At 75.2% G+C, this 10090-nt stretch carries 8 protein-coding genes; 5 read left to right on the plus strand and 3 right to left on the minus strand.

Annotated features, from left to right (window positions below):
• The first annotated feature begins 182 nt into the window (after positions 1–182).
• Positions 183–1292 carry a PLP-dependent cysteine synthase family protein gene (locus ACVNF4_RS26485; protein ID WP_461805383.1) on the plus strand — a complete coding sequence of 370 codons (1110 nt, stop codon included), beginning with the start codon at positions 183–185 and terminating at the stop codon, positions 1290–1292.
• Positions 1289–2524 (plus strand): MFS transporter, encoded by a 1236-nt coding sequence (locus ACVNF4_RS26490; RefSeq protein WP_461805384.1) that lies wholly within the window; start codon positions 1289–1291, stop codon positions 2522–2524. Before ACVNF4_RS26485 ends, ACVNF4_RS26490 begins: the two co-directional genes overlap by 4 nt.
• A 31-nt stretch (positions 2525–2555) precedes the next feature.
• On the opposite strand, the gene ACVNF4_RS26495 is transcribed toward ACVNF4_RS26490, so the two are convergent.
• The gene (locus ACVNF4_RS26495; RefSeq protein ID WP_461805385.1) at positions 2556–3410 is read right to left on the minus strand and encodes a LysR family transcriptional regulator; all 855 of its coding nucleotides are present in this window, start codon (positions 3408–3410) and stop codon (positions 2556–2558) included.
• A gap of 68 nt (positions 3411–3478) precedes the next feature.
• Between ACVNF4_RS26495 and ACVNF4_RS26500 the strand changes: the two genes are divergently transcribed.
• Genes ACVNF4_RS26500 through ACVNF4_RS26510 form a run of 3 tightly spaced genes read left to right on the plus strand, consistent with a single transcriptional unit; the run spans position 3479 to position 5653 of the window.
• Positions 3479–4369, plus strand: a complete 891-nt coding sequence (locus tag ACVNF4_RS26500) for an EamA family transporter (protein ID WP_461805386.1) — start codon at positions 3479–3481, stop codon at positions 4367–4369.
• A 10-nt stretch (positions 4370–4379) separates the two neighbouring features.
• A complete protein-coding gene (locus ACVNF4_RS26505; protein WP_461805387.1) occupies positions 4380–5501 on the plus strand; it encodes a sensor histidine kinase in 1122 nt (373 codons plus the stop codon).
• Entirely contained in the window at positions 5498–5653 is a 156-nt protein-coding gene (locus ACVNF4_RS26510; protein WP_461805388.1) for a hypothetical protein, read from the plus strand. Before ACVNF4_RS26505 ends, ACVNF4_RS26510 begins: the two co-directional genes overlap by 4 nt.
• Before the next feature lie 12 nt (positions 5654–5665).
• Here the strand turns inward: ACVNF4_RS26510 and ACVNF4_RS26515 are convergent, their stop codons facing one another.
• The gene (locus ACVNF4_RS26515) at positions 5666–6478 is read right to left on the minus strand and encodes an SDR family oxidoreductase (protein WP_461805389.1); all 813 of its coding nucleotides are present in this window, start codon (positions 6476–6478) and stop codon (positions 5666–5668) included.
• A 47-nt stretch (positions 6479–6525) separates the two neighbouring features.
• The coding region (locus ACVNF4_RS26520) for an SDR family NAD(P)-dependent oxidoreductase (RefSeq protein ID WP_461805390.1) at positions 6526–10090 on the minus strand (3565 nt) is incomplete at its 5' end.

Below are 10090 nucleotides of genomic sequence, written 5' to 3' on the forward strand. Positions count from 1 at the left end.
CCCGCGCCCTCGGCCCCGCTCCCCCGTCTCTCGGGCGCACCGCCCCCACCCCTCCCGCCCGGCAACGACCGGGCCCGCCTCGGCGTGTGGCGGACCTGACAGGACCGGCGTTCACCGGTCCTGTCTCTTCCCCCTACTCACGGCCGCCGCCCTCGCGCGCCCGGCCGCAGGAGAAGCACGCCATGACACACACACCCCACTCCCCAGTGTCCCAGTTGCTGGCCGACGCCAAGCACCCCCTGCACACCCCTGCCGGACTCGTCGGCGACACCCCCGTCCTGTGGATCGGCGAGCCCTTCACCGCCGCAGGCCGGGGCTTCTGGGCCAAGCTGGAGGGCCACAACCCGGGCGGCATCAAGGACCGCACCGCCCTGTACATGGTCCGCGCGGCCCGCGAGCGCGGTCTGCTCGCGCCCGGCGCCCGGATCGTCGAGTCCACGTCCGGGACGCTCGGCCTCGGCCTGGTCCTGGCCGGCGCGACGTACGGGCACCCCGTCACCGTCGTCACCGACCCCGGCATGGAGCCCCTGATGACGGGGCTGCTCACGGCGTACGGCGCGCAGGTGGAGCTGGTGGCGGCGCCGCACCCGGAGGGCGGCTGGCAGGAGGCCCGGCGCCGGCGGGTGGCGGAACTGCTCGCCGCCGAGCCCGGCGCGTGGTGCCCGGATCAGTACAACAACCCCGACAACGTGGCCGCGTACGCGCCGCTGGCCCGTGAACTCGTCGCCCAGCTCGGCCGGATCGACACGCTGGTCGTCTCGGTCGGCACCGGCGGGCACTCCGCCGGGATCGCGTCCGTGCTGCGCGGCTGGTTCCCCGGGCTGCGGGTGGTCGGCGTGGACACGACCGGTTCGACGATCTTCGGCCAGCCGGCGGGGACCCGGCTGATGCGCGGCCTCGGTTCCAGCATCTACCCCCGCAACGTGGCGTACGGCCTGTTCGACGAGGTGCACTGGGTCGCCGCCCCGGAGTCGGTGTGGGCGGCCCGCCACCTCGCCCGCAGCCACTACGCGACCGGCGGCTGGAGCGTCGGCGCGGTCGCCCTCGTCGCCCGCTGGCTGGCGCGCACCCTGCCCGCCGAGGACCGGATCGCCGCCGTCTTCCCGGACGGCCCGCAGCGGTACGTGGGGACGGTGTTCGACGACGACTTCTGCCGGCGCCACGAGCTGATCGGGCGTCCGCCGGCCGACGACCCGGACGAGATCGCCACGAGCCACGAGCGGACCGTCACCCGCTGGACCCGCTGCACCCACGTCGTCGACCCGCTCGCCATGACGGGGATCGCCCGATGAGGAACCTGTGGCGGCAGACCCGCTCCTTCCCGCCCGCCGTACGGCTGCTGATGGTCAACCAGTTCGCGATCAACCTCGCGTTCTACATGCTCATGCCCTACCTCGCCGCGCATCTGTCGGACGGGCTCGGGCTCGCCGCGTGGGCCGTCGGGCTGGTCCTCGGGGTGCGCAACTTCTCGCAGCAGGGCATGTTCCTGATCGGCGGGACGATCGCCGACCGGTTCGGGTACAAGATCCCGATCATGGCGGGGTGCCTGCTGCGGACGGTCGGTTTCGGGCTGCTCGGCTGGGTGGACAGCCTGCCCGCGCTGATCGCGGCGTCGGCCGCGACCGGGTTCGCCGGGGCGCTGTTCAACCCGGCGGTGCGCGCGTATCTCGCCGCCGAGGCGGGCGAGCGGCGGGTGGACGCGTTCGCGACCTTCAACGTGTACTACCAGGCGGGCATGTTGCTCGGCCCGCTCGTCGGACTCGCCCTGCTGGCGGCCGACTTCCGGCTCGTGTGCGCGCTCGCGGCGGCCATCTTCGCAGGGCTCAGCCTTCTCCAGTGGCGGGCGCTGCCCGTGCGGCACGGGGTGACGCCGGGTGACCGGGAGAGCGTCCTCGCGCAGTGGCGGACGGTCGTCGCCAACCGGCCGTTCCTGCTGTTCTCGGCCGCGATGATCGGCTCGTACGTCCTGACGTTCCAGGTGTATCTGGCGCTGCCACTCGCGGCGCAGGACGCGCTCGGCTCACGGGGAACGGCCGTCACCAGCGGCCTGTTCGTGGTGTCCGCCGCTGTCGCCGTGGTGGGCCAACTGCGGCTCACCGGCTGGGCGAAGGGACGGTGGCGGGCCGACGAGGCGCTCGTGCGGGGGCTCGCGGCGATGGGGGTGGCGTTCCTGCCGCTGGCCCTCGCGCCGCGCGGGTCCGCGTACGCGGTGCTGCTCGGGCTGGTCCTCGCGGTGGTCCTCCTCGCGGTCGGGTCGGCGGTCGTCTACCCCTTCGAGATGGACACGGTCGTCGCCCTCTCCGGCGACCGGCTCGTCGCCACGCACTACGGGCTGTACAACACGGTCTCCGGCCTCGGCATCACCCTCGGCAACCTCGTCACCGGGGCGCTGTGGGACTTCGCCCGCCGCCACGACGCCCTGTGGCTGACGTGGACGACCCTCACCCTGACCGGCCTCGCGTGCGCGGCGTCGGTGGCCGCGCTGGCCCGGCGCGGACGGCTGGCGGCGCCTGTCGCGGCGTGAGGGGTGGGAGGCGTGACAGCGGTCCCCGCCGTCACGCCTCCCGGTACAGCGCCGCCAGCAGTTCCACCACCTGCTGGGTGAGCGGATGCGGGTCGTCGCGCCACCAGGTGAGGCGGACCACGACGGGTTCGGCGTCCAGGACCGGGAGGTAGGTGACGCCGGGTCTGGGGTACTGGTGGGCGGTGGACTCGGCGGTCATGCCGATGCGGCGGCCTCCGGCGATGGCGGTGAGCCAGTCGTCGACGTCGTGGGTCTCCTCGAACGCGGGACGGGCGCCGGACGGCCACAGGTCCGGGGTCGTCGTGCCGGTCCGGCTGTCGACCACCACGGTGCGGTCGGTGAGGTCCGCCAGGCGGACGGCGTCCCGGGCGGCGAGGGGGTCGTCGGCCGCCACGGCGGCGAGACGGCGTTCCAGGCCGACGATCGCCGAGTCGAACCGCCGGTCGGCGGGTGGGCGGCGCACCACGGCCAGTTCGCAGGCACCCTCCGCGAGGCCGCCGGTGGCGGTGTTGTGGCGGATCAGGTGGAGGTCGGTGGTGGGGTGGGCCGTCGCCCAGCGGCGCTGGCAGGCGAGGGTGTGCCGGCCGAGCGCCGACCAGGCGTAGCCGACACGCAGACCGGCATGCCCGGAGGCGGCCTCCCGGACGAGGTCGTCGGCCTCGGCGAGGATCCGGCGGGCGTGGACGAGAACCCGGGTGCCGGCGGCCGTCGGCGTCACCTCCCGGGACGTCCGGCGCAACAGCCGTACCCCCAGGGCGCGTTCGAGAGCGGCGAGGTTGCGGGAGACGGCCGCCTGGGAGACGCCGAGGGCGAGAGCGGCGTCGGTGAAGGTGCCCTCGTCGACGATGGCGACCAGGCAGCGCAGGTGCCGCAGCTCCACATCCATGCGTCCAGCGTATAGATACGGTGCCGGACGCATTTTGCGTATACAGGCAGGCGGCGGACGATCGTGGCATGTCCGCCAGCACAGAACGGCCCGCCGTTCCGCTCACCCCGCCGCAGTCACCCCGGGCACGGCTCGCCGGGGTCGCCACCATGGTCGGCAGCGGTCTGTCCAACCAGACCGGCGCCGCGATCGGCTCCCTCGCGTTCCCCGTCATCGGGTCCGTCGGCGTCGTCGCGGTCCGCCAGTACGTCGCGGCGGCCGTCCTCGGCGCGGTGGCGCGGCCGGGCCTGCGGTCTCTCACCTGGTACCAGTGGCGGCCGGTGCTGGCGCTGGCCGTGGTGTTCGGGACGATGAACCTGTCCCTGTACACGGCGATCGACCGTATCGGCCTCGGTCTCGCGGTGACCCTGGAGTTCCTCGGCCCCCTCACCATCGCGCTCGCCGGAGCGCGCCGCCGGACCGACGCGGCCTGCGCGGTGTTCGCCGCCGCCGGTGCTCTCACCCTGATGCGGCCCCGGCCCTCCGCGGACTACCTGGGGATCGGGCTCGGACTGCTCGCGGCGTGCTGCTGGGCGGCGTACATCCTCCTCAACCGGACCGTCGGACACCGGGTCCCCGGCGCGCGGGGAGCCGCCGCGGCCTCGCTCGTCTCGGCCGTGGTGTTCCTGCCGGTCGGGGTCGTCGTCGCGCTGCGGCATCCGCCGACGGCCGGCGCGCTCGGGTGTGCCGCTCTGGCCGGGGTGCTGTCGTCGGCGGTGCCGTATCTCGCGGACCTGTTCACGCTGCGCCGGGTGCCCGCCCAGGCGTTCGGCCTGTTCATGAGCGTCAACCCGCTCCTCGCGGCCCTCGTCGGCCGGATGGGGCTCGGGCAGCGGCTCGGCGGGGTCGAGTGGGCGGCGATCGGAGCGGTGGTGGCGGCGAACGCGGTGAGCATGCTGGGGCGCCGGGGCCGCGCCTAGGATGACCGGCGTGAGCGGGCGAGCGAGCCGCCGGTGGGCCGCGTGCGGGTGGGTGGTGCTGGTCGTGCTGTGCACGGCGACGACGCCGGTCGGGGTCGGCCGGGGGTTTCTGGTGCCGGTGACCGTGGTGGGTGTGGTGTGCGGGGCGGTGCTGCTCGTGCCCCGGCTGCGGTGGCCGGTGGCGCCGGTCGTGGTGACCGTGGCGACCGCGTGGTTCGGGCTCCCGCTGCTGCCGATGCTGGCCCTCGCGCTGTTCACCGTCGCCGTGGACCTGCGGGCGCGGGCGGCCCTCGGGTTCGCGGTGGCGGCGCTGGCCGGGAACCTGCTGAGCTACCGGGCGACCGCGCTGTGGACGACGTCGACGTACTCGGCGACCCTGCTGCTGCCGGGCCTCGCCGTCGCCGTCGGGCTGTGGATCGGCAACCGGCGCCGGCTGCTGGACGCCCTCACCTCCGACCTGCGGCACCTGCGCGTCGAGACGGAGCTGCGGGAGGAGGCGGCGCGGGCGGCGGAGCGGTCGCGGATCGCCGCCGAGATGCACGACGTCCTCGCGCACCGGCTCAGCCTGCTGGCCCTCCACACCGGGGTCCTGACCACCCGGGACGGCCTCCCCGAACCGGTCCGGGAGCGGCTCGCGCTGCTGCGGCAGACGTCGGTGGCGGCACTCACCGACCTGCGCGAGGTGCTCGGCGCGCTCCGCGACACCGACTCCCCCGCGCTGCGGCCCGCCGTACGGGAGGTGCGGGAACTGGTGGAGGAGACGCGCGAGGCGGGCCAGCGGGTCGCCCTCGTCATGGACGGCACCCCCGGGCTCGCGCCCACCACACACCGGCTCGCCGTCTACCGCCTCGTCCAGGAAGCCCTGACGAACGCCCGCAGGCACGCGGCCGGCGCCCCGGTGACCGTCCGCGTCTCCTACGCGTCTCCCGAGACGTTCGTGCAGGTCACGAACCCGGCGGGGGCGGCCGGCGCGGATGCCGGGGGCTCCGGTTACGGGCTGATCGGGCTGCGGGAGCGGGTCGGCGCGCTCGGCGGGCGGTTCACGGCGGGGCCGGCGGGCGGGGGTGCGTGGGAGCTGACGGCCCACCTCCCCCACCCGGCGGGGGAGCACGCCGTCAGTACCGGCCGATGAAGCGGACCAGGCCGGGCGCGGTGCATCTGACGGCCGTCTTCGTGGCCGTCCTCGGGGTGTCCCTGTGGGGGCGGAGCGGGTTCCTCGACGTGCTGCGGACCTTCCAGGAGGCCGGCACCGCCCTCCCCGGTGACCGGCCTTCCGGTGTCTGACTCCCGCCGGGGTCAGTCGGTGGCGGCGACCAGCGCCGTGAGGTCGTCCTCGTACGTGAGGTAGCGGCCCGTCAGCGCGTCGGCCTCGCCGCCGACCAGGCGCAGGAGGTTGCCGAGGGCGTCGGGGAGGGCGGCGTAGCGGCCGGCCCGGCGCTGGGCGGCGAGCCAGGAGTCGACGCGGCGCTGCCAGGGGTTCTCGGTCTCGTGGGCGGGGGCGGCGCCCAGTCCGAGGTCGAGGAGGCCGGGGTGGTAGCTGAAGGCGGCTATGCCGTGCGGGAGCAGCTCGATCGCCAGGTTCTCGGTGAGCTTGTTGACCGCCGCCTTGGAGACCGAGTAGGCGCTGACGTAGGGCCAGCGGGTGTGTCCGGCGTGGCTGGAGATCGTGACGACCCTCCCCCGGCCGCGCTCGATCATGCCGGGGACGACCGCCCGGCACGCGGCCAGGGTGCCGCCCAGGTTGACGTCCATCGTCCGCTGCCACTCCGCCGGGTCGCTCTCCCAGGCGGGGCCCGCCGGTCCCGCGACCCCGGCGTTGTTGATCAGCACGTCGATGCCGCCCAGCCGGTCCGTCGCGAGTTTGACGGCCGCCGCCAGTTCGGCGTCGTTGGTGACGTCGGCGACGGCCGTCACCACCTCGGGCCCGGTGCCGAACCCCGCCGCCACGGTCTCCTGCGCCTGCGCGGTCCTCGTGGTCAGCGCCAGCTCCGCCCCCGCCGCGTGCAGGGCCTCGGCGACGGCCCGGCCCAGTCCACCGGCCGCTCCGGTGACCAGGACCCGCAGTCCCGTCAGGTCGGTCGGGCTCTGCGACATCACAACCTCCAGCATGATCAACTACCTGTCCGACAATCCGACCACGGCGTGTCCCGGCCGGCTCACTCGGGCCCGCCTCGGTCACCCGCCCCGGCCGCAGCCGCGGCCGTCATCTCCTGGTCCAGCCGCTGCGCCAGCCCCCTCAGCACCGAGTGGTCGAAGACCAGCGTCGCCGGCAGGCGCAGCCCCGTGAGCGTGCTCAGGCGGTTGCGGAGTTCCACGGCGGTGAGGGAGTCGAGGCCGAACTCGTGGAGGTCGCCGTCCGGGGAGAGGGCCTGCGCGTCCTCGTGGCCGAGGAGTTCCGCCGCGATGGAGCGCACCTCGGCCAGGAGGCGTTCGGCGCGCTCGGCCGGGTCGAGGGAGCGGAGGTCCACCACCGCGGTGGTGGCCGGTGCGGCCGGGATCAGGCCGCGCAGCAGCCCCGGTGTGCCGCGCAGGCGCAGCTTGGCGAGGTCGAAGGAGGCGAGGGTGAGGGTGGGTTCGTCCTGGCGGAGTGCCTCGTCGAAGAGGGCGAGGGCGAAGGGGGTGGGCAGGGGGAGCGTGCCGTCGGGGAAGTCGCGGTCGCGGACCACGGCGGTCATCCCGGAGATCTCCTCCCAGAAACTCCACGCCTGGGCCTGCACCGGCAGCCCCTCGGCCCTGCGGCGCTCGGCGAACGCGTCGAGGAAGGCGTTGGCGGCGGCGTAGTTGCCCTGCCCGGGGCTGCCGAGCACCCCGGCGACGGAGGAGAACAGCACGAACGCGGCGAGATCGGCGTCCCGCGTCAGCTCGTGCAGGTTCAGCACCCCGTCGACCTTGGGCCGCAGCACCTCCTCGACCTGGTCGGCGGTCATCCCGGTGACCACCCCGTCCGCGAGGACCCCGGCCGCGTGCACGACACCGACGAGCGGGAAGGCGGCGGGTACGCGGCTCAGCGCGTCGGCGAGGGACGCCCGGTCGGCGACGTCGCAGGCGGCGACGGCCACCTCGGCGCCCAGTTCGCGCAGTTCCCCGGCGAGCGCCTCCCCTCCCCCGCGCCGGCTGGTCAGCAGCAGGCTCCGCACCCCGTACTCGGTCACGAGATGCCGTGCGACGAGCGACCCGAGCGTCCCGGTGCCGCCGGTGACCAGGACCGTGCCGCCGCCGAGGTCGGGGCGCGCGCCCCGCGCCGGTGCCACCCGGGCCAGCTCCGGTTCCTGGAGCCGTCCCCCGGTGATCCGCACGTGCGGCCGGTCCGCCGCCACCGCGTCCCCGACGCGCTGCGCCGAGCGCGGATCGTCGTCCGTCTCCACCACGAGGAACCGTCCGGGGTGCTCGGCCTGCGCCGACCGTACGAGTCCGCGCGCCGCCGCGTGGGCGAGGTCGTCGCTGCGGGTGAGGACGACGAGCGGGCCGTCCTCGTCGGCCAGCCAGTGCTGGAGCCGGCACAGCGTGTCGAGGGTCGCCTTGCGGACGTCACCGGCGGGCGGGGTGTAGACCTCGCCGCCCTGTCCTGCGGCGCCCGGCACCCCGGCGATCTCGGTCCACCGCATCCGGAACACCGAATCCGTCGGCACGGCCCCGGTCAGCTCCCGCAGCGCCACCGTCCGCATCCCGAGCGTCCCCCGGAACATCGGCTCCCCGTCGAGGCTCGACACCTCGACGACGACGTCCTGGCCCTGGGCCTCGGGCACGAGACGCACGTACGCCTCCGTGTCCTGCCGGTCGCCCGCCCACGCGTCCCGCCACACGAACGGCAGACGGACCTCACCGGACGAGGAGGCGGGAGCCGTGAACGCGAGGGCGTGCAGGGCCGCGTCGCCGAGCACCGGATGCAGTCCGGCCCCCGCGAACCCGCCGGGCGCCTCTTCGGGCAGCCGGAGTTCCGCGAAGAGTTCGTCGCCGCGCCGCCACAGCGCCCGCACCGCCCGGAAGGCTGGCCCGTACTCGTAGCCGAGCCCGGCGAGGGACGCGTAGTCGGCGTCGAGGCGCTCGGCGTCGGCCGGCGGCCGGACCGGCGTGAACGGGCCGGGGGCGTCCCCGTGGACGGTGCCGTGGGCGTGGCGCTGCCAGCGGCTGCCGGGGCGGTCGGGCCTGCTGAACACCTCCACCGTGCCCTGCGCCGGGTCGAGGACCACCTGGAGTTCGGCGGTGCCCTGCCGGGACAGCACCAGCGGTGCCTGGATGACGAGTTCACCGACGGTCCCGCGCGCGGCGCGCAGCGCGAGGTCCAGCAGGGCGGTCCCCGGCAGCAGGCAGGTGCCGTTCAGCGCGTGGTCCGCCAGCCAGGGCTGGTCGACGGGCGAGATCCGGCTCGTCGCGACCGTCTCCCCGCTGCGCGCGGACTCGACGGGCGCCCCGAGCAGGGGGTGTCCGCTGCTCGACCGGGGTGCGGCGCCGGCGGTGAGCCAGTAGCGGCGGCGCCGGAAGGGGGTGGTGGGCAGGGGTACCGGCCGGCCCGTGGCCGGGGTGAGGCGGACGCCGTCCACGCCCCGGACGTACAGCCGCGCGGCCGACGCGAGGAACCGGGCGGGGCCGCCGTCGTCGCGGCGGAGGGTGCCGGTGACGACGGCGGTGGTGCCGGTCGCGTCGAGGGTCTCCTCGATCGCGGGGGTCAGCACCGGGTGGCCGCCGGACTCGACGAAGACGCGGAAGCCGAGTCCGGCGAGGTGCTCGACGGCGGGGTGGAGGCGGACGGGTTCGCGGAGGTTGCGGTACCAGTAGGCAGCGGTGAGGGAGGAGGCGTCGGCCCACTCCAGGTCGGTGGTGGAGTACATGGGTACGGTCGGCTCGGCCGTCCGCACCTGGCCCAGCCGGGCGAGGAACTCCTCGCGCAGGGGTTCCATGCGGGGTGAGTGGGAGGCGTAGCCGATGCGGACGCGGCGGGCGCGGACGCCGTCGAGGGCGCACTCCGTGAGGAGGCCCTTGAGGGCGATCTCGTCCCCGGCGACGGTCGTGGAGTCCGGCCCGTTGAGGCCGGCGATCCACAGCCGGTCGGGCCACCTCTCGACGAGCCACTCGACCTGTTCGCGGGGTGCCGAGACGGCGACCATGCCGGTGCCGCCGCCGAGTCCGGCGATCACCTGTCCCCGGACGGCGACGATCCGCGCGGCCTCCTGGAGGGTCAGCGCGCCGGCGACGTGCGCGGCGGCGATCTCGCCGACGGAGTGTCCGAGCACGGCGTCCGGTTCGACGCCGTGCGCGCGCCACAGGGCAGCGAGGGAAACGGTCACGGCGAACAGGGCGGGCTGGACGACGTCCGTGCGCTCCAGCCGTTCGGGGTCGGCGAGGACCTCGGTGAGGGACCAGTCGACGTGCGGGGCGAGGGCGCGTTCGCAGGCGAGGAGGGACTCGGCGAACACGGACTCGCCCATGAGTCCGGCGGCCATCCCGGGCCACTGGGTGCCGTGTCCGGGGAACACGAACACGGTCCTGCCGTCGATGTCGGCGGTGCCGGTGACGACGTTCGGCGCGGGGGTGCCGTCGGCCACGGACCGTACGCCGGTGCGGAGTTCGTCGTGTCCGGCGCCGATGACGACGGCGCGGTGGGGGAAGCGGGTGCGGGTGGTGGCGAGGGAGTGGGCGAGGTCCGCGGGGTCGGTGGCGGTGGTGGCCGGGAGGAGGCGGGCGGCCCAGTCGCGGAGGCGTTCGGGGGACTTCGCGGACAGC

The sequence above is a fragment of the Streptomyces sp. S6 genome (assembly GCF_054880855.1).